15 protein-coding genes and 1 riboswitch are annotated in these 18,633 nt (G+C 49.1%); of the genes, 7 read left to right on the top strand and 8 right to left on the bottom strand.

Annotation, left to right across the window (positions count from 1 at the left end; all coding sequences use genetic code 11):
- Positions 1-29 precede the first annotated feature (29 nt).
- Positions 30-2,063 (bottom strand): methionine--tRNA ligase, encoded by a 2,034-nt coding sequence (gene metG, locus KTH07_RS12615; protein WP_032619326.1) that lies wholly within the window; start codon positions 2,061-2,063, stop codon positions 30-32.
- 137 nt (positions 2,064-2,200) lie between these two features.
- On the opposite strand from metG, the gene apbC reads away from it, so the two are divergent.
- Entirely contained in the window at positions 2,201-3,310 is a 1,110-nt protein-coding gene (gene apbC / locus KTH07_RS12610) for an iron-sulfur cluster carrier protein ApbC (RefSeq protein ID WP_063162042.1), read from the top strand.
- Between the two features lie 89 nt (positions 3,311-3,399).
- Here the strand turns inward: apbC and KTH07_RS12605 are convergent, their stop codons facing one another.
- Both KTH07_RS12605 and KTH07_RS12600 read right to left on the bottom strand, forming a co-directional pair.
- Positions 3,400-3,879 carry a GNAT family N-acetyltransferase gene (locus tag KTH07_RS12605; protein WP_032619327.1) on the bottom strand — a complete coding sequence of 160 codons (480 nt, stop codon included), beginning with the start codon at positions 3,877-3,879 and terminating at the stop codon, positions 3,400-3,402.
- Complete coding sequence (locus KTH07_RS12600; protein WP_017383366.1) at positions 3,830-4,162, bottom strand: RcnB family protein; 333 nt, start codon at positions 4,160-4,162, stop codon at positions 3,830-3,832. The genes KTH07_RS12605 and KTH07_RS12600 overlap by 50 nt, the downstream gene beginning before the upstream one ends.
- A 482-nt stretch (positions 4,163-4,644) precedes the next feature.
- On the opposite strand from KTH07_RS12600, the gene KTH07_RS12595 reads away from it, so the two are divergent.
- Genes KTH07_RS12595 through KTH07_RS12585 form a run of 3 tightly spaced genes read left to right on the top strand, consistent with a single transcriptional unit; the run spans position 4,645 to position 8,431 of the window.
- Entirely contained in the window at positions 4,645-5,784 is a 1,140-nt protein-coding gene (locus KTH07_RS12595; RefSeq protein ID WP_023304102.1) for a polysaccharide export protein, read from the top strand.
- Positions 5,784-6,233, top strand: a complete 450-nt coding sequence (locus KTH07_RS12590) for a protein-tyrosine-phosphatase (protein WP_017383364.1) — start codon at positions 5,784-5,786, stop codon at positions 6,231-6,233. Before KTH07_RS12595 ends, KTH07_RS12590 begins: the two co-directional genes overlap by 1 nt.
- A complete protein-coding gene (locus tag KTH07_RS12585; RefSeq protein WP_023304101.1) occupies positions 6,233-8,431 on the top strand; it encodes a polysaccharide biosynthesis tyrosine autokinase in 2,199 nt (732 codons plus the stop codon). Before KTH07_RS12590 ends, KTH07_RS12585 begins: the two co-directional genes overlap by 1 nt.
- A gap of 44 nt (positions 8,432-8,475) precedes the next feature.
- Here the strand turns inward: KTH07_RS12585 and KTH07_RS12580 are convergent, their stop codons facing one another.
- The 4 genes from KTH07_RS12580 to KTH07_RS12565 all read right to left on the bottom strand — a co-directional run bounded on the left by KTH07_RS12580 (position 8,476) and on the right by KTH07_RS12565 (position 12,466).
- Positions 8,476-9,942 (bottom strand): aspartate aminotransferase family protein, encoded by a 1,467-nt coding sequence (locus KTH07_RS12580; protein WP_023304100.1) that lies wholly within the window; start codon positions 9,940-9,942, stop codon positions 8,476-8,478.
- Between the two features lie 18 nt (positions 9,943-9,960).
- Positions 9,961-11,337, bottom strand: coding sequence for a diaminobutyrate--2-oxoglutarate transaminase (locus tag KTH07_RS12575; protein WP_015572345.1), 1,377 nt, complete (start codon positions 11,335-11,337; stop codon positions 9,961-9,963).
- A gap of 311 nt (positions 11,338-11,648) precedes the next feature.
- The gene (locus tag KTH07_RS12570) at positions 11,649-12,092 is read right to left on the bottom strand and encodes a hypothetical protein (protein ID WP_023304098.1); all 444 of its coding nucleotides are present in this window, start codon (positions 12,090-12,092) and stop codon (positions 11,649-11,651) included.
- A gap of 185 nt (positions 12,093-12,277) precedes the next feature.
- Positions 12,278-12,466 (bottom strand): YadA-like family protein, encoded by a 189-nt coding sequence (locus KTH07_RS12565; RefSeq protein WP_071842891.1) that lies wholly within the window; start codon positions 12,464-12,466, stop codon positions 12,278-12,280.
- Positions 12,467-13,398: 932 nt separating this feature from the next.
- Positions 13,399-13,494, top strand: a riboswitch (TPP riboswitch).
- A gap of 67 nt (positions 13,495-13,561) precedes the next feature.
- Between KTH07_RS12565 and KTH07_RS12555 the strand changes: the two genes are divergently transcribed.
- The 3 genes from KTH07_RS12555 to KTH07_RS12545 all read left to right on the top strand — a co-directional run bounded on the left by KTH07_RS12555 (position 13,562) and on the right by KTH07_RS12545 (position 16,485).
- On the top strand, positions 13,562-14,863 hold the full coding sequence (locus KTH07_RS12555) for a tyrosine-type recombinase/integrase (protein ID WP_063162049.1): 1,302 nt from the start codon (positions 13,562-13,564) through the stop codon (positions 14,861-14,863).
- Between the two features lie 125 nt (positions 14,864-14,988).
- Positions 14,989-15,663, top strand: coding sequence for a hypothetical protein (locus tag KTH07_RS12550; RefSeq protein ID WP_126514337.1), 675 nt, complete (start codon positions 14,989-14,991; stop codon positions 15,661-15,663).
- A 6-nt stretch (positions 15,664-15,669) separates the two neighbouring features.
- The gene (locus KTH07_RS12545; RefSeq protein ID WP_063162044.1) at positions 15,670-16,485 is read left to right on the top strand and encodes a hypothetical protein; all 816 of its coding nucleotides are present in this window, start codon (positions 15,670-15,672) and stop codon (positions 16,483-16,485) included.
- Between the two features lie 280 nt (positions 16,486-16,765).
- Here the strand turns inward: KTH07_RS12545 and KTH07_RS12540 are convergent, their stop codons facing one another.
- Entirely contained in the window at positions 16,766-17,326 is a 561-nt protein-coding gene (locus tag KTH07_RS12540; protein ID WP_063162045.1) for a tyrosine-type recombinase/integrase, read from the bottom strand.
- Positions 17,327-18,633: the final 1,307 nt, after the last annotated feature.

Below are 18,633 nucleotides of genomic sequence, written 5' to 3'. Positions count from 1 at the left end.
AAAAGCCGGATTCTCATCCGGCTTTTTTGTTATTTCACCTGCTGACCCGGCTTCGCGCCTTCGTCAGGGCTTAACAGGAAGATATCTTTCCCGCCCGGGCCTGCGGCCATCACCATCCCCTCAGAGATGCCGAAGCGCATTTTGCGCGGCGCCAGGTTTGCCACCATCACGGTCTGACGACCAATCAGCACCTGCGGATCAGGATACGCGGAACGAATGCCGGAGAAGACGTTACGCTTCTCGCCGCCCAGATCCAGGGTCAGACGCAGCAGTTTGTCAGAACCTTCCACGAACTCCGCGTTTTCGATCAGCGCCACGCGCAGGTCGACTTTGGCGAAATCATCAAAGGTGATGGTTTCCTGAATCGGATCGTCCGCCAGCGGGCCGGTCACCGGTGCGGCAGCCGCTTTCACCTCTTCTTTGGATGCTTCCACCAGCGCGTCAACCTGCTTCATCTCGATGCGGTTATACAGCGCCTTGAAGGTGTTCACCTTGTGGCCGAGCAGCGGCTGCTGGATGGCATCCCAGGTCAGTTCGGTGTTCAGGAATGCTTCCGCGCGGGCTGCCAGCTGCGGCAGAACCGGCTTCAGCCAGGTCATCAGCACGCGGAACATGTTCAGACCCATGGTGCAGACCGCCTGCAAGTCGGCGTCGCGGCCTTCCTGTTTCGCCACCACCCACGGCGCCTGCTCGTCGACATAGCGGTTGGCCACGTCTGCCAGCGCCATGATTTCGCGAATGGCTTTACCGAATTCACGGCTTTCCCAGGCTTCGCCAACCGCAGCGGCGGCGTCGGTGAAGGTTTTATACAGCTCAGGATCGGCCAGTTCGGCAGAAAGCACGCCGTCAAAGCGTTTGGCGATAAAACCTGCGTTACGGGACGCCAGGTTCACCACCTTGTTGACGATGTCCGCGTTCACGCGCTGCACGAAATCTTCCAGATTCAGGTCGATATCGTCGATGCGGGAAGAGAGCTTCGCGGTGTAGTAGTAGCGCAGGCTGTCCGCGTCAAAGTGGTTCAGCCAGGTGCTGGCCTTAATAAACGTCCCGCGAGATTTAGACATCTTCGCGCCGTTCACCGTTACGTAGCCATGTACGAACAGGTTGGTCGGCTTGCGGAAGTTGCTGCCTTCCAGCATTGCTGGCCAGAACAGGCTGTGGAAGTAAACGATGTCTTTACCGATGAAGTGATACAGCTCGGCATCGGAATCTTTCTTCCAGTATTCGTCGAAGCTTACGGTGTCGCCGCGCTTGTCACACAGATTCTTGAACGACCCCATGTAGCCAATCGGCGCATCAAGCCAGACGTAAAAATATTTGCCCGGCGCGTTCGGGATTTCGAAGCCAAAGTAGGGCGCATCGCGGGAGATATCCCACTGTTGCAGCCCGGATTCGAACCACTCCTGCATTTTGTTCGCGACCTGCTCCTGCAACGCACCGCTGCGGGTCCACGCCTTCAGCATTTCGCTGAACGACGGCAGGTCGAAGAAGAAGTGCTCGGAGTCACGCATCACCGGCGTCGCGCCGGAGACCACGGACTTCGGTTCGATAAGCTCGGTCGGGCTGTAGGTTGCGCCGCACACTTCGCAGTTATCGCCGTACTGGTCCGGGGATTTACATTTCGGACAGGTGCCTTTGACGAAACGGTCCGGCAGGAACATGCCTTTTTCCGGATCGTACAGCTGAGAGATGGTGCGGTTTTTAATGAAACCGTTCTCTTTCAGACGGGAGTAGATCAGCTCTGACAGCTCGCGGTTTTCGTCGCTGTGCGTGGAGTGATAGTTGTCATAGCTGATGTCAAAGCCAGCAAAATCGGTCTGATGCTCCTGACTCATTTCGGCGATCATCTGTTCCGGGGAAATGCCCAGCTGCTGCGCTTTCAGCATGATCGGCGTGCCGTGGGCATCGTCCGCACAGATGAAGTTCACCTCGTGGCCGCGCATTCGCTGGTAACGGACCCAGACATCAGCCTGGATATGCTCCAGCATGTGGCCGAGGTGGATTGAGCCGTTGGCGTACGGCAGGGCGCACGTTACCAGAATTTTTTTCGCGACTTGAGTCATAGTAGGCATTACTTCTTTTAACTGTGAAAAGGGTTTTCGATATTACCAAAAGGGGCATTATTAAGTAAGCACAAACCGCGGCCTTTCAGGTAAACTTGTTTGTCTAAGGTCTTATTCACAAGAACAAAGGAGTCGGGATGAGTTCTCAATCCCAGGCCAAATCACCGGAAGCCTTACGAGCAATGGTCGCCGGGACGCTGGCTAATTTTCAGCATCCAACCCTGAAGCACAATCTCACGACGCTGAAAGCGCTTCATCACGTCGCATGGCTGGACGATACGCTGCACATTGAGCTACAGATGCCGTTCGTCTGGACCAGCGCCTTTGATGCCCTGAAAGAGCAAACCAGCTTTGAGCTGCTGCGCATTACCGGCGCAAATGCAATTGACTGGAAGCTAAGCCACAGCATCGCCACGCTCAAGCGCGTGAAAAATCAGCCGGGCGTTCACGGCGTGAAGAACATCATCGCCGTCAGCTCGGGCAAGGGCGGGGTGGGTAAATCGTCGACCGCCGTGAACCTGGCGCTTGCGCTGGCGGCTGAAGGGGCGAAAGTCGGCATTCTGGATGCGGATATCTACGGCCCGTCCATTCCAAACATGCTGGGGGCGGAAAACCAGCGTCCAACCTCGCCGGACGGCACCCACATGGCGCCAATCGTGGCGCACGGTCTGGCGACCAACTCCATTGGTTACCTGGTCACGGACGATAACGCAATGGTCTGGCGTGGCCCGATGGCCAGCAAGGCGCTGCTGCAAATGTTGCAGGAGACAATGTGGCCTGACCTCGATTATCTGGTACTGGACATGCCGCCGGGCACCGGTGATATCCAGCTGACGCTGGCGCAGAACATTCCGGTTACCGGCGCCGTCGTGGTCACCACGCCGCAGGATATCGCGCTGATCGACGCCAAAAAAGGCATCGTCATGTTCGAGAAGGTGGAGGTGCCGGTACTGGGTATCGTCGAGAACATGAGCATGCACATTTGCAGCAACTGCGGGCACCATGAGCCTATCTTTGGTACCGGTGGTGCCGAAAAGCTGGCGGCGCAATACCACACGCAACTGCTGGGGCAACTGCCGCTGCATATCACACTGCGTGAAGATCTGGATAGCGGTAAGCCGACGGTGGTCAGCCGTCCGGATAGCGAATTCACGGAAATCTATCGTCAGCTGGCGGGGCGCGTTGCGGCGCAGCTTTACTGGCAGGGCGAAGTCATTCCGGGTGAAATCGCCTTCCGCGCGGTGTAACGCCTCTGCGCGTTAGTGCCGGGTGGCGGCTTCGCCTTACCCGGCCTGGCTCGATTTTGTAGGTCAGGTAAGCGTAGCGCCACCTGACTTTACCCAAGCCGATAGTGCATCAAATAATACTCTCCGTCCGGAGAATCTCCCGTCGCCTCAATGTGCCAGCCGTGGCGCTGGTAAAACGCAACCGCCCGCTCATTCTTCACCAGACACTTGAGTGAACCCGTGCTGGTAAACGTCTTCTGCACGTGTTCAAGCAACACATGTCCGACGCCCAGGCTCTGATAGTTCGGATCGACAAACAGGTTGTGCAAAAAATTATCGTTCGTCGAGACTGAGGCAAAGCCAAGTCGGTGCCCATCCTGCTCCGCCACCCAAATCCCTTCGTCCAGGGTTGCCGCGTCAAAATCTTCAAGCTGCCACGCAGAACTGTCCATCCACGGCCAGGCTTCACGTCGGGCGTGAAGGAAGAGCGTGCGCAGGAAAGGGCGATCGCTCTCCTGCCACGGACGGATTAGGATCGTATCAGCGGTGATAGAAAATATCTCCGTTATAGGCTTTGTAGATTTTGCCATCGGCATCGCCAATCAGAACATAATTCTCACCCATGTAGGTCCAGTGTGTGCCGGCATCGGGCGCGGGAAGGTTACGCAGCTGGTACTGTTTGATGGTGTACTCAGGCGTCTGATACTGCGCGGGCGCGGTGTCGCCGATTTTAAACTTCGTAAAATCGGCAATAAACTCTTGCTCTTCATAGGCCTTGATGCCGGAAGGCGCTGTCGATGTTTGCGGTGCAGCGTGCGCGGCCCCCGCCAGTGACAGTAATACACCCAGAAGCAACAATTTACGCTTAGCCATTTTTTCTCCAGTCATATCGTTACTGATACTTTTTGTGTGCAGATCCGCTAACGGATGGCAGACAGTTCATTTTAAGTATCCTCACAGGGTGAGTTTGCAAAAAATGTAACAAAAGTGCACGGTTTTGTGTAGTCGCAACCGTCATTAATTATTACTTCGACGAATAAATATGAGCTTATACAGATAACATAATTATTGGTTTATTAATTAATTCTGAAAAAACATTTTCAAGGCAAATTTACTAAGATTCAGGCATGCATTCAACAAATAGAACATTTAAGATTGCCTGAAACCCTCTTTCCGAAAGCCTGATTAAGACAATGCAGGGCTGTAAAGTCTGCCCAAAGGAATGTCGTGTGGTTTTATAAATACTCTTTGTATTTCTGTTAATTCATTGAATAACAGCAAGTTGTGCTTGAGTGAAATGTTAATGTTTTATCCTGTATACGATAATCACTACTATAAAAGATATTATGTAATAAATGAAAAACACAACAGTTGTATCGATATTATTTTTAATTATTACCCCCTTATCTGGCTGCGTATTTTATCCTGGCCAGCATCTCGATCTCGCTGGGAAAAAGATAATTGCCGCAGAAGATGCAAATGATCGTCTTGAGAAACGGATTGATGTTTATCCTCTTACGCCTTCGTTAATTGAAAAATTGCGGCCATCGGTTTTGAAATCTCAGGCAAATCCTAATCTGGATGAACAGGTCAAAAACTGGGAATACCGTATCGGCATTGGGGATATTCTAACCGTCACCGTCTGGGATCACCCTGAACTGACAACCCCGGCAGGGCAGTATCGTAGCGCCAGTGACACCGGTAACTGGGTCAATGCCGACGGCACGCTTTTCTATCCCTATGTCGGTAAATTGCCGGTGGCTGGCAAAACGGTCGCACGGGTACGCGAGGAGATCACGGCCCGGCTGAACAATGTTATTGAAAGCCCGCAGGTGGATGTCAGCGTCGCCTCTTTTCGCTCACAAAAAGCCTATGTGACGGGCGAGGTGGTGAAGTCAGGGCAGCAGGCTATTACCAATATCCCGTTAACGGTCATGGATGCCGTGAACGCCGCTGGGGGGCTCTCTGCCGACGCGGACTGGCGCAATGTCGTGCTGACGCATAATGGGAAGGACACGCGCCTCTCGCTATATGCGCTGATGCAGCATGGCGATCTCACGCAAAATAAGCTGCTCTATCCCGGCGATATTCTGTTTGTCCCCCGTAACGATGCGCTGAAAGTGTTCGTCATGGGCGAGGTCGTTAAACAGAGCACGCTGAAAATGGATCGCAGCGGCATGACCCTGGCCGAAGCGCTGGGCAATGCCGGTGGGCTGAACCAGAATATGGCCGATGCCACCGGAATTTTTGTCATTCGTTCGCTGCCGAAAAGCGAGCGTTCAGAAAAAATTGCCAACCTCTACCAGCTCAATGCTCAGGACGCATCAGCCATGGTGTTAGGCACCGAGTTTCAGCTTGAGCCCTATGACATTGTCTATGTCACCACTGCACCACTGTCCCGCTGGAATCGTGTGATATCACAGCTTGTTCCGACCATCAGCGGGATGCATGACCTTACCGAAACGGTTCGTTACATCAGATCGTGGCCGCAATAATGTTCAAATCAATACTCGTGGTTTGCACCGGAAATGTCTGCCGTTCTCCGATTGGGGAGCGGCTTTTGCGCCAGCACCTGCCCGACAGATATATCGCCTCGGCGGGCATATTCGGGCTTGAAGGGTGCCCGGCGGATGACAGCGCCCAGGACGTAGCCTGGCGGCATGGGATTTCCCTCGACGGTCATGTGGCGCGCAGGCTGACACGCAATTTGATGCAGGGATCCGATCTTATCCTGGTTATGGAGCCGGAACATCTTCGCTTCATTGCGGCCATGGCGCCGGAGATTCGAGGAAAGTCGCTGCTTTTTGGGCAATGGCTGGAGCCGCAGGAGATCCCCGATCCCTACCGTCAAAGCCGGGAAGCGTTTGAATATGTGTTTGGGTTATTGGGTAAAGCCAGTCAGGAATGGGCACGTCGTTTAGGTCAGAAAGGAATGAAGCATTAATGTCGTCTTACACAACAGACAATTATGGTGCAGCGGCACCCCAACAACATGAAGTCGATCTCGTTCGTTTGCTCGTCGAGATGATCGACCACCGCACGATGATTCTGTGCGTGACGTTCCTGTTCATCCTGTGCGCCGGTCTCTATGCCTGGATTGCGCCACCTGTTTATCAGGCGGATGCCATGGTGCAAATTGAAAACAAACACGATAACAACCTGCTCAAAGGTTTGAGCCAGCTGGGCACCGATGTGTCGCCGGATGTTGCCCCTGAAATTTTACTGCTGAAATCCCGCATGATCCTCGGCGAGACCGTTGACAAATTAGCTCTGACACAGCAGGCAAAGCAGCGCGTTTTGCCTGTGGTGGGGCGTCTCTGGCAGCGTCTGCAAGGGCGTGAGCAGGGCAAAATCACGTTAGGCGAACTCCAGATCCCGCAGGTGGAAGGCAAAGCGCAAGAGCTCACGCTGACCGTACAGGAAGCGGGAAAATATCACCTGACGGGCGAAAACATTGAGGCCGACGGCCAGGTTGGGAAAACGCTGGTTACGCAAGGGATCGTTCTGCTGGTGACGTCGATTGAGGCTGAGCCAGGCACGCAATTTTCGCTTAAGTCGTTGACGCGGCTTGAGACGATCAACGCGCTGAAGAAACGTCTCACGGTTGCGGAATCGGAGAAACAGAGCGGTATCGTGACCTTAACCCTGACGGGCGAAGATCCTGACAGCATCGCCCGGGTGCTGAATGCAATTGCTGAAAATTATCTCCAGCAAAATATCGCGCGCCAGGAGGCTCAGGATTCTCGTAGTCTGGATTTTTTACAGGCGCAGTTGCCGAAAATCAGCGCGGACCTTGATCAGGCAGAAGCGCGGCTGAATGCCTACCGGGCGCAGCGAGACTCGGTGGACCTGTCTCTGGAGGCAAAATCTGTCCTGGATCAGGTTGTTAACGTTGAGAATCAGCTAAATGAGCTGACGTTCCGGGAGGCAGAGATCTCCCAGCTCTTTAAAAAAAGTCACCCTACCTATCGTGCATTGCATGAAAAGAGACAGACCCTTGAGCGGGAACGGGAGCGTCTCAATAACCGTGTGTCAGCTATGCCCTCCACGCAGCAGGAGATTTTACGCCTGAGCCGCGATGTTGAGTCGGGTCGCACGATTTATTTACAGCTATTGACGCGCCAGCAGGAGCTGAATATTTCCCGCTCCAGCGCTGTCGGAAACGTGAGGATCATTGATGAGGCTGTTACGCTGCCGGACCCGATAAAGCCGCGTAAAGCGTTAATCATCGTTCTTGGCGCGCTGTTCGGGCTAATGCTCTCAATGGGGACCGTGCTGGTACGTCAGGCGTTCAAACGTGGGATCACGCTTTCCGAACAGCTGGAAGCGCAGGGGATGCCGGTTCTGGCTACGTTGCCACGTTCACAGTGGCTGTGGAGTAAAACGCAGTTGCGCAGAAAAAATCCGTTTTCTCGTCGCTGGAAACACAAAACCTCGGATGTGCCTTTCCTGCCCGTCGATCGCCCTGCTGATATGTTTGTTGAAGCAGTACGCGGGCTGCGGACCAGTCTGCATTTCACCATGATGGAGGCTGAGAACCGCATTGTGATGATTTCTGGCCCCACGCAGGACTGCGGAAAAACGCTGGTGGCGACGAATCTGGCGGCCATCGCCGGGCAGAGCGGTCAGCGGGTGCTGTTTATTGATGCGGATATGCGCCAGGGCTATGTTCATAATATTTTTGGTCTGGAGAACCGCCACGGATTGTCCTGCCTGCTCGAAGGAAAACGCGACTTAGCGGAGGTCATTCAGCATGCTGAAAAAGGGGGAATTGACGTCATCACCTGCGGCCCGGACCCCCTGCGCCCGTTAGAATTGCTGTTAAGCGAAAGATTCCTTTCCGTCATGTCCTGGGTTAACGAGCAATATGACATTGTCATCATTGATACTCCGCCGGTCCTGGCCGTCACCGATGCCGCGCTGGTCGCCAGAGCAGCCGGAACAACGCTAATGGTTGCCCGTTTCGATAAAACCAGCGTGAAAGAGATGGAGAATACCGTTAAACGGTTACAGCACGTTGGCGTGAAGGTCAGCGGCACAATCCTCAACGATATTGTTAAATCCGCAGCGCTGTATTACAGCTCGGGGTACAGCCAGTATGAATACGGTTATGCTTCGAGGAAAAAAGGGGAAAGGCGTTAGCGCGGGAAAAACAATCCCTCTCCCGGGTGGGAGAGGGATAAGTATTACTTCGCCATCACTTCCTGCGCGGTACGCTCAACCAGGGACAGCAGGATTTTTACGTCCTCCAGCGTCACGGTTGGGTTCAGCAGGGTCAGCTTCAGGCAGGTGATACCGTTATGCTCGGTCACACCGACGTTTGCACGGCCAGACTCCAGCAGCGCATCGCCAATTTTCTGGTTCAGCAGGGCAATACCGGCGTCATCCATCTGCGCCTGTGGACGGAATCGGAACAGCACGCTTGCCAGCTGGGGTTGCATCACCAGTTCCAGAGCAGACTGCTCTTTCACGTAAGCCGCAACCTGCTGTGCCAGCGTCACGCCGTGATCGATGATTGCCGCGTATTGCTCCTGACCCAGCGCTTCCAGGCTCATCCACAGTTTCAGCGCGTCGAAACGGCGCGTGGTTTGCAGAGATTTGGAGACCAGGTTAGGTACACCCGCTTCTTCATCGAACTCAGAGTTCAGATAGGCCGCCTGATAGCGCATCAGTTCATAGTGACGCGCTTCTTTCAGCAGGAACGCACCGCAGCTGATGGTCTGGAAGAACTGCTTGTGGAAGTCCAGGGTGACGGAATCCACGAGCTCGATACCGTCCAGGTAGTGACGATACTGCTCAGACATCAGCAGCGCGCCGCCCCAGGCCGCATCAACGTGCACCCAGATATTCTGTTTCGCAGCCAGCTCAGCAATAGCACGCAGCGGATCGATAGCACCCGCATCGGTCGTACCGGCCGTGGCCACAATCGCCAGGATCTGCTCGCCGTTCGCGTTGCACTGTTCGATTTTCGCCGCCAGATCGGTGAGATCCATGCGGGAGAATTCGTCAGTTTTCACCTGCACCACGGACTGGTAGCCCAGACCCATCAGCGCCATGTTTTTCTGCACGGAGAAGTGGGCATTTTCCGAACACAGCACGCGGATCTTACGCAGATCGCCTGTCAGACCGTCCTGCTGAACCGAGTGGCCCTGACGCGCAAAGAACGCGTCACGCGCCAGCATCAGCCCCATCAGGTTACTCTGGGTGCCGCCGCTGGTGAAGACGCCTGCGTCGCCAGCCTGATAACCCACGCGGGTACGCAGCCATTCGATCAGTTTGATCTCAATGATGGTTGCGGACGGGCTTTGATCCCAGGAGTCCATACTCTGGTTAGTGGCGTTGATCAGCACTTCCGCCGCCTGGCTAACCACCAGGCTTGGGCAGTGCAGGTGCGCCACACACTGCGGGTGATGAACGGACAAACTATCTTTCAGGAAGAACTCCACGGCGCGTTCGATCGCCGCTTCGTTGCCCAGCCCTTTCGGGTTGAAATCCAGCTTAATACGGTCGCGCAGCTCCGCGACCGTTTTGCCCTGGTACATCTCAGGCTGTTTCAGCCACTGCATCACAGCCTGAGTGCTTTGTTCAATCGCCTGCTGGTAAGCTTCAATGCTCTGCGCAGAGGAGAACAAAATTGGGTTTGAATCAGACATCGTATTCAACAACTCCGGTTACGCCGGGCTAACGCCCGCAGCAAGCAGTGCCTGCTCGAATTTATCCAGGAAGACTTTCAGCTCGTCATCGCTGATCAGCAGAGAAGGCAGCAGACGCAGAACGATACCGTTACGGCCGCCACGCTCCAGAATCAGGCCGGCTTCGAAGCATTTCTTCTGGATCAGGGCAGACAGCTCGCCATCGCCCGGGAAGCAACCCATGTGATCGGCGGCTTCATGTGGCTTAACGATTTCAATACCGATCATCATGCCCAGACCGCGAACGTGGCCGATCACCGGATAGCGTTTCGCCATCTCTTTCAGCTGGCCTTTCAGCCATTCGCCCTGTGCAGCTACTTTGCCCGCGATGTTCTGGTCTTTCAGGATCTTCAGCGTGGTCAGACCGGTTGCCATCGCCAGCTGGTTGCCGCGGAAAGTACCGGTATGGTGACCTGGCGCCCATGCATCGAACTGCTTTTTGATACCGAGCACGGCCAGCGGCAGACCGCCACCGACTGCTTTAGACATCACGATGATGTCTGGCTCAATGCCAGCGTGTTCGAAGGCAAAGAATTTACCGGTACGGGCAAAGCCAGCCTGGACTTCGTCGAGGATCAGCAGGATACCGTGTTCCTGAGTGACTTTACGGATGCGCTGCAACCACTCAACAGGCGCCGGGTTCACTCCACCTTCACCCTGAACGGCTTCGAGGATCACCGCGGCAGGTTTACGCACGCCGCTTTCGACGTCGTTAATCAGATTTTCGAAGTAGTAGGTCAGCGCCTTCACGCCCGCTTCACCACCGATACCCAGTGGGCAACGGTACTCGTGTGGGTAAGGCATGAACTGGACTTCTGGCATCATACCGTCAACCGCTTCTTTCGGAGACAGGTTGCCGGTGACGGACAGTGCGCCGTGGGTCATACCGTGGTAACCACCAGAGAAACTGATGATACCGCTACGACCGGTCACTTTTTTTGCCAGCTTCAGCGCCGCTTCAACGGCGTCAGCCCCGGACGGGCCAGTGAATTGCAGGCAGTACTCTTTGCCCTGACCAGGCAACAGAGAGAGCAGGTATTCTGAAAACGCGTCTTTCAACGGCGTGGTCAGATCCAGGGTATGTAACGGCAAGCCGCTGGTAATGACATTTTGGATGCTTTTCAGCACATCAGGATGATTGTGTCCAAGCGCGAGGGTGCCTGCGCCTGCTAAACAGTCAAGGTATTCTTTATTATCTGCATCGGTGATCCACACGCCTTCTGCTTTCGTGATCGCTAAAGGCAATTTGCGCGGATAACTCCTGACGTTAGATTCAAATTCGGCCTGACGGGCCAGATAGGTTTCGTTGCTTTTGTGGGCATCTACGGTGTCAATACGGACTTTATCCGTCATCATATCACTCCTACAACCGCCGCTTCGTTATGAGCAACGATTGAATAAAAAGTTAAAAAACAGATGGGGCCTGAAAAAAACGCCGCCAATATAGAGCCTTTTGTCACCGGGCTCAATGGTTAATTTGCTTACTGTTTTGTGACACAGGGCACAGGGCAGGGAAGAACGCCGTTTGTATGGGGGAGATTGCACTTTATGCTAAATAAAAACAGTAGCTTACGTATGATTTATCCGCATTGTAAAATCAGACAAAAGAGTGTGACAAATCGTGCGATTGTCAGGTGAAAAGGAGGCAGTGAGCCTCCTTACGCTGTTTATTTCTGGCTAACGCGTAAAATACCGTGTTCGCGTCCCTTCGTTTTATTCCACGACGCGTCCGTAATACCGTTTTCATCCAGGCTTAGCGATATCACAAAACCATTACCACGGATCTCATAGAAATTCGCATTCAGGCGTTTAACGCTGGCTTTCTTGCCGTTAACGGTGGCGCTAAAAAAGCCGTTAGAAAGCGTGGCGTTAACCGTGTCCGACGAGAACGAGGCTTCACGCAGGGGATCGTGAACGGATGTCGCTGGTTCGTGTTGTGCCGCGTTTTCCGCTTTGGTTTTGCTGATATCACAAGAGCCATCGCCAGCGCTCATTTGCGTGCATCCCGAACGCTCTAATTGAGCGCGATAATGGGCGTTTATGGCGTGCGCCGGCGAGACACAACCTGCAAGCACGGTGGTACTTATAACGAACATCATTACTTTTTTCATTTTATCGCCTTAAAAACGACACAAATACCATGAGACATACATCACGCCGATCCAGATCCCGACCGAAATCAGCATCAGATACAGGGCTACCGAAATAAAAATATATTTAGACATCTTTTTGTATTAACAAAATGCCCATCCGCTAAAATGAGGCATTCTATTTTTCCCGATGATTATTTTACGCGTTAAAAGCCCATTCCAATCCCAACCGAAGCGCCCATATTATTCGCGGTATCATCTGAGAAGCTCACTTTCGTGATGACATGGGAATTAAAGTTAACGGACGCACCGACAGCAAGCGCGCTCTCGCTGTTGTAAGTCGCGCCGGCATCGCCTTTATCACCTTTCTCTCCATCTGTGCCGTTAGTCGCCACACCCTGTAGGGCCGTCTCACATCAGCAAGCGCACCGGCAAGCAACGCTTTCTGATGTGCGTCGTTAGCTATTTTATCCACGACTAACACACCTGGTTTTGTGGACTGAAGGTCGTCATTAACCTGCGTTAAGCGGTTATCCGTTGCGATATCACGGTTAATGCTATCAGCTTTGTTTTGTGCAATCTGATCCTGATGGTCATTTACAATATTAGTGATTTGCTGATCGTCCCAAACCGTATTCGCGGCTTCAGCCAGGCTCGTTGTACCCGCTAAGACAACGCCCATTACAAAAATAGCAATAAAGGTTTTATTCATAGATTTCATTTGAAAAGCTCACATCATAAACTGTTGAAAAAATACTGAAGCTGAACAGATTTATTTTCGGGATTCAAAAACGGTTGAACGTTGTCTAAATATTATTTAGTAACGCGAGTAAACTATCAATTAAACGCAAACCAATGATTTTGATCTAAGTCATAAATATTATGAATAGTTCCGACGACGTAAAATCATGTTGCGGTTGTTATTAATGTAAGCATTAAGGTGAGAATAACGTAGTGAATGAGATGGTTAAATTAAGTGTTTGACAGGAATGAAATTATGCAAGATAAATGTTTACATTAATATACGGGTTTATTTCATACGAAAGAAGATGGGCTGTCTTATAAAAGTACTCCCGGTGCGTCATTATGGATAAAAATAAAATTTCTCAGCATAGCGAGTGAATAATATTTTTCATGAGTTCTTAACAAATCTGGCGGGATAATTAACTGAACAATAATGTATACATATCAAGGGTAGTTAATATCTTGTCGTTTATTGTTCGTTACAGGGGGTTAACGGACAGCCCAAAACCCCTTGCACCCGGGTTACCCCCCGGTTACACTACATGACTACGAATTGCCATTTCGTAAGTAACTGTTTTATAAGTAATTTGACTCGGGGTGCCCTTCTTTGTGAAGGCTGAGAAATACCCGTATTACCTGATCTGGATAATGCCAGCGTAGGGGGCCAAAATTTGGCCTACTTATCATGAGATTGCATCTCTTTTTGTCCGTGCTGAATGCACTTGAGGTACAAAAAGGGCTTAATCATGAGGTACAGAACTCTTCCATACACGTTTCAACGAAACGGCAATTACTATCTGCAAATCCGGCTTTCAAATGGCAGGATGTATAAAAAATCCCTTCTCACTGATAGTTATCGTGAAGCATCTGCTTTGATGGTTGGTGTTATTCCGCACATTCCTTTTGTTAAATCATTAGCTACACCGATCCCGATGTTTGATGCTTTTGTGTCAAACCTGATTGTGTCAGAACGTAAGACAGTGAAAGTTCCGCAGTTACTCAGTCAGCCGATTGTTGTACCTACTGAAATCGTTGAGCCAGTGGCACAAGTTGTATCGGAAAGGATGCTAACCCTTTCGGATACATGGGCGATGTACAAAGATGAAAAAGGGCGCAACTGGACGAAATCGATCTCAATGGCAAATGAGCGTTACATGGAAGTGTTGCTAACTGTCTTGGGAGGCGAAACTGATGTAACGATGATCACAAAGCAGGACATTAAGCAGGTGATGGAAGTTGTTGAGAACCTCCCTAAGCGCGTTGTACAGCCTTATCGATCAATGACCATCCAGCAACTGATAGAATGTGATGATGTACCACCGGATGATCTCGTGGGTGTTGAAGCTATTCATAAGTACCTCAAAATCTACAAATCCTTGTTTAAAACTTTTCTCACTGAAAGCAAAGACGTTTTGCAGAAGTCCCCAACTGATGGAGTAGTGGCAGCACCTTCAAAAGCGAGGTTCGGTGCTTACAGCACAGCAGAGATGAAAAAGTTTGTGGGGTGGGCGCTAAAACAGCCTGACAACTGGCAAAAGTGGATCACATTGCTGCTGGCATACACCGGAGCCAGAAGAGGCGAGATTGCCAAACTGGAGAAGTCACAGATAAAATTCGATGAAGACAGCCAACGGCATTACTTCCTTATTGCAGAAGGAGGGCAGGGGAAAACTGAAAATGCTACCAGACAAGTAGTGATCCACTCGAAATTGATCGAATGGGGATTTATGGACTACGTTGATCGCCAATGGAAGGAGCGGATTTTCTCAGAAGTTGCAGGATCGAACATGACGAAGATAGGAAAAATGTTTTCAGATCTCCGTGATCAGCTTGGTATTGCGTATCTCGATGATTACGGGCAAAGACGACTTTTGCACAGTATTCGTCATTCTGTTTGCTCTACTGCGATGGCTGGATGGGTAAAGAACATTCTGCATCTACAACAAACGGTTGGTCACGAGAAAAGTGGCGGGATTACTAAACGCTATTTACATACATTCCCACTGCAAAGCATTTGCTATGTGATCGATGGTTTAAACTGGGAATGATAAATTTTGGTTATGTTCTTGTATTTGTTAGTTTTTTCATAGATGATGATTTATCTGTAGACTTCTAATTTATGAGGTTTGAGGTGTTACTAAATAAATTAACTGTTGAAAAATTCCATTCGATAATGGAAAGTATTCTTGAGCGATTAGAGAAAGATGACTATCTCTCATGGGATTTTATCAATCGGTTATCTAAAAATGGATGGGTTCCCCCATTAGCTTTTGATTGTTATGATTACTTTCAATGCCCGTCATCAGAATTATCAGATAAAGAAATTGAATTAGGGTTCATGAGTTTTTTTGAAATTAATTTTGAAAGCGTATTTTTCAAAATAATAAATCTTGAAGAGGAACAAAATCCTTTTATCCACAAGATGTTATTAGAGGTAATTCAAGCATACAGGCAAGGATTTTATCAAATTTGTATTCCTTCATTGTTTGCAATACTTGAAAGGTATTTGGCTGATCTTTCAAATGATGGTGACTTAAGTAATGTGAAGTATAGTATGGGTTTGGCACGAAAAGTTTGGATTGAAAACGATGAGAACGGTCAATTCATTGAAAATGATAGTGAAATTCCTTATCAGTTTGTGCAGAGTATCTATTTAATTAAACAATTCTTAGATAAGTATTTTATCAAGATTGATTTTGAAAGTTTTGATTCGTTGAATAGGCACGCATTTGCCCATGGAAGACAACAATACTATGCAACTCGTGTTGATGTTGTAAAGTTAATTTTTGTTATTACAAGCATTATTAGTATGTATTATGAAATTGAATTCATTACTTCTGAGGAATAGTAATAAATGGCTAATTCAGTTGTAACAAATAAAAATGGGAAAGGGATTTTTAAACGAGATGAATGGATTAAAGAGTCAAAAAGTCTTTATCTGTCTGCAAAGATACTACGTAGTCAAGGAGATGAGAGTAAAAGGAAATTCTCTGATGCTAATAAAAATGATAAGTCTATTTATGAATTGATAGACATAGCGACTGCAACAGATAAAAGCAGTCGTCTTTTATTAGGTTATGCTTTTGAATTGCTATTAAAATCAGCAGTTCTACTTATGAATTATGGCGCTACTGAAAATACAATCTCTCAAAAATTTAAGTTTTACAGCCATGATTTGCTATCTATGATTAAAGATTTAGAACTATCTTTATCAGATTATGATTTAAATTTATTGGATCTTTTGTCTCAAGACATAGTACAGCAAGCTAGGTATCCAATAGGAATTATAAAAGATGAGCTTTATTTAAAAACGATTAATGAAAGAAATGCTAACCTAGCAAATAATAAGTTGTTTAATGAAATGGTTTCCTTATACGATAAAATAAAGTCAATGGTGGTGAAATTAGATAATGATGTGGAGAATTGTGCTCATTTCAATTCATTAACTTTTAAAGATCTATCATTTTTTATGAGAGGCGGTGGAGGATTAAATGCTCGTTGCATCGTAATTTATTCCTCTGATTATCCTCAAGAGAAAAAAACAAAGTCTTATTTAAAAAGCATTCTTGACCGAAATCCAAATGGGATAATGCGTTGGTATACAGTTTATTGGGATGAATACAACTTTTTTGAAGATACAGGTAAAAAACTAATTCCATTGAAAGATTAATTTGGTTTGTTAAGTCATAGTAATTTGGTTTGTTAAGTAATAGTAATTTCTATGGCGAAATCGACTAAAGAGCAATTAGTCTTCATTGTCAAAAGGTGCGTGTGTGTTTGCAGTGTTCGGACGGTCTGATCGTCACTGTCTCTGTATAATTGGCATTGCTGTAAACGCAAAACTTCGCGTTGTCTGTCTCCCGTTCGTCTGTCAAAGTTAATGTGATCCCTGCGAGGGCCAGGGCTGGCAATAGTGTCAACGTTAGCACAAGGTGTTTCATTTATACCCCTTATAAGTCCATCTCATTGATCACACGGCTAACGGCTTGCTTGTCTAAGTCCAGATAGCGCCTGGTGTCGGTGATGTTGCTGTGATTGAGCACGGTCATAGCTAACGCGATGTTGTTTGCAGAGCGCTTGTAAATTGCATTACCTCCCGCCTTTCGAAAACTGTGTGCCGATACTGTGCCATGAATCCCGATAGCTTTAGCGGCTTCTGCAATCTGTTTGCTCACTTCCTCGCGTCGTACAGGCGTTTGCTTGTTCATCGAGCGGTTACGCTGGCTTCTGAACACATGCACATCATGGGGATACTCAGCACGGCGACGTGCGATCATCTGCATCACTGGAGCAGGAAGGGTGAGGGCTTTACGCTTACCTGTCTTCTGTTCTTCTATGTCTATCTCACCGTTGATCACTTCGTCGAAGCGTAACGCGACGGCATCCCCCACACGCAGTACGGCGGCTTGCATCATTAATGTAACGTCAGCTATCAGGCTCTTGTTATGAGCGTTTAGCCACTCTCTGATCGCTTTAGCTTGCTGTTCGTCTAACACTACTGCTCTGTTCAATTTACCCTCCTTCAAGGTCACAGATCTAAACCGATGAAATAAACATTATGATCAATTTCAGTAAGTTACAAGATAAATGATCAAAAATTGATCTGTGTTATGTGTGGTGGATGGCGCGATTATGTCCAGTGTTTAACGCAAAGATTAGGCACACCCAGATCGAAAATTGCACAACTCCCAAATATCATCAACAAAATCAATTGGTTGGCGTTTATGAACATGTGTTTAGACGTTGCAAAACCATTAGATCGGCACAAAAAAGGTTGGTAACACTGGAACATCACACTACAGATGGTTGTGTGTGGTTGTTGTCTATTTCATTGATTTTATGTTGGAAAATGTGAGGGTATTAGGCGAGGGTGGCGCTAACCTGCCAGTATGCACGGAGTATGCAGAGTTTATTCACTTGAAACTGATTGTGTAATGAAATGATTAGAATGCTAATGAAATGGTGGATTTTGGCATGAAAAAATCAGCGGCGTTTCATTTCGTGAAAACTCGTTCGACAAATGCACCTATCATGAAAGTGCTCATAGTGGACAATGATCGCTGTGAGCCGCACGGCGTAAGGCTTTAACAAGGTTAAGTGATTTTAAAATTAAAGTTGAAATTTAACTTAGGCTAAATTTTTCTTGTGTCAATGACGTTTCTTTACCTGCCAATTACCAGCGGATTACGGGCCAGTTTGATGGGAATTACACCAGGGTTATTGCATGGATAAATCGGAGTGAGCAGGGCGACGATTTACCGTCGGGTAAAGTGAGAAACAAGCACCCCTACAGAATTCTGTTACCCTTTGGACTTCTATGCACCAGTACACCTACAAAATACTGTGACCCTACCCCCACAGAAAACTGTTAGACCCCCCCACAGAATTTTGAGGAAGGGGGTAACAGAATTCTGTTAGCTATTAGATCACTTATTAAATTATTTTATTAGATCAGAACTTATGATCTTTTTACGCTGTTCCTGGTCGGTACTCTACGGGAAATCTCACCTACGCCACCCTTGACGGGCTGACGGTTCGACCCCGTACCGCTCAGGAACAAGCACAAGCGTAACTCTGTATCTTCTTGACTCGTGCAAACTTCGTTTCTGACGAACGTCAGGCACGAATGATTTTATGCCGTAGGCAAAGTACCGTTGCGCTGTGCGCGTAATAATCGTGTGCTTCGCCAGTGGCTAAAGTTCACTTACCCCCGTACCTCGTGCAAGTTCACTAAGCCTCAATCCAATACCAACTAACTACAATCCTGATAACTACCGTTATCCCTCTGTAGTTGTGCTATTGGTTTCGGGAGTAAGTG

The sequence above is a fragment of the Enterobacter cloacae complex sp. ECL72 genome, from assembly GCF_019056635.1.
GTDB lineage: Bacteria > Pseudomonadota > Gammaproteobacteria > Enterobacterales > Enterobacteriaceae > Enterobacter > Enterobacter hormaechei_C.
This window is presented reverse-complemented; position numbering and strand designations above follow the sequence as displayed.

Excerpts from the sequence above, each read along its gene's own strand:
- KTH07_RS12570 (WP_023304098.1), bottom strand. The coding sequence starts at position 12,092 with ATGAAAAAAGTAATGATGTTCGTTATAAGTACCACCGTGCTTGCAGGT.
- KTH07_RS12550 (WP_126514337.1), top strand. The coding sequence starts at position 14,989 with ATGGAAAGTATTCTTGAGCGATTAGAGAAAGATGACTATCTCTCATGG.
- KTH07_RS12605 (WP_032619327.1), bottom strand. The coding sequence starts at position 3,879 with ATGGCAAAATCTACAAAGCCTATAACGGAGATATTTTCTATCACCGCT.
- KTH07_RS12575 (WP_015572345.1), bottom strand. The coding sequence starts at position 11,337 with ATGATGACGGATAAAGTCCGTATTGACACCGTAGATGCCCACAAAAGC.
- KTH07_RS12590 (WP_017383364.1), top strand. The coding sequence starts at position 5,784 with ATGTTCAAATCAATACTCGTGGTTTGCACCGGAAATGTCTGCCGTTCT.
- metG (WP_032619326.1), bottom strand. The coding sequence starts at position 2,063 with ATGACTCAAGTCGCGAAAAAAATTCTGGTAACGTGCGCCCTGCCGTAC.
- apbC (WP_063162042.1), top strand. The coding sequence starts at position 2,201 with ATGAGTTCTCAATCCCAGGCCAAATCACCGGAAGCCTTACGAGCAATG.
- KTH07_RS12600 (WP_017383366.1), bottom strand. The coding sequence starts at position 4,162 with ATGGCTAAGCGTAAATTGTTGCTTCTGGGTGTATTACTGTCACTGGCG.
- KTH07_RS12585 (WP_023304101.1), top strand. The coding sequence starts at position 6,233 with ATGTCGTCTTACACAACAGACAATTATGGTGCAGCGGCACCCCAACAA.
- KTH07_RS12595 (WP_023304102.1), top strand. The coding sequence starts at position 4,645 with ATGAAAAACACAACAGTTGTATCGATATTATTTTTAATTATTACCCCC.
- KTH07_RS12555 (WP_063162049.1), top strand. The coding sequence starts at position 13,562 with ATGAGGTACAGAACTCTTCCATACACGTTTCAACGAAACGGCAATTAC.
- KTH07_RS12580 (WP_023304100.1), bottom strand. The coding sequence starts at position 9,942 with ATGTCTGATTCAAACCCAATTTTGTTCTCCTCTGCGCAGAGCATTGAA.
- KTH07_RS12545 (WP_063162044.1), top strand. The coding sequence starts at position 15,670 with ATGGCTAATTCAGTTGTAACAAATAAAAATGGGAAAGGGATTTTTAAA.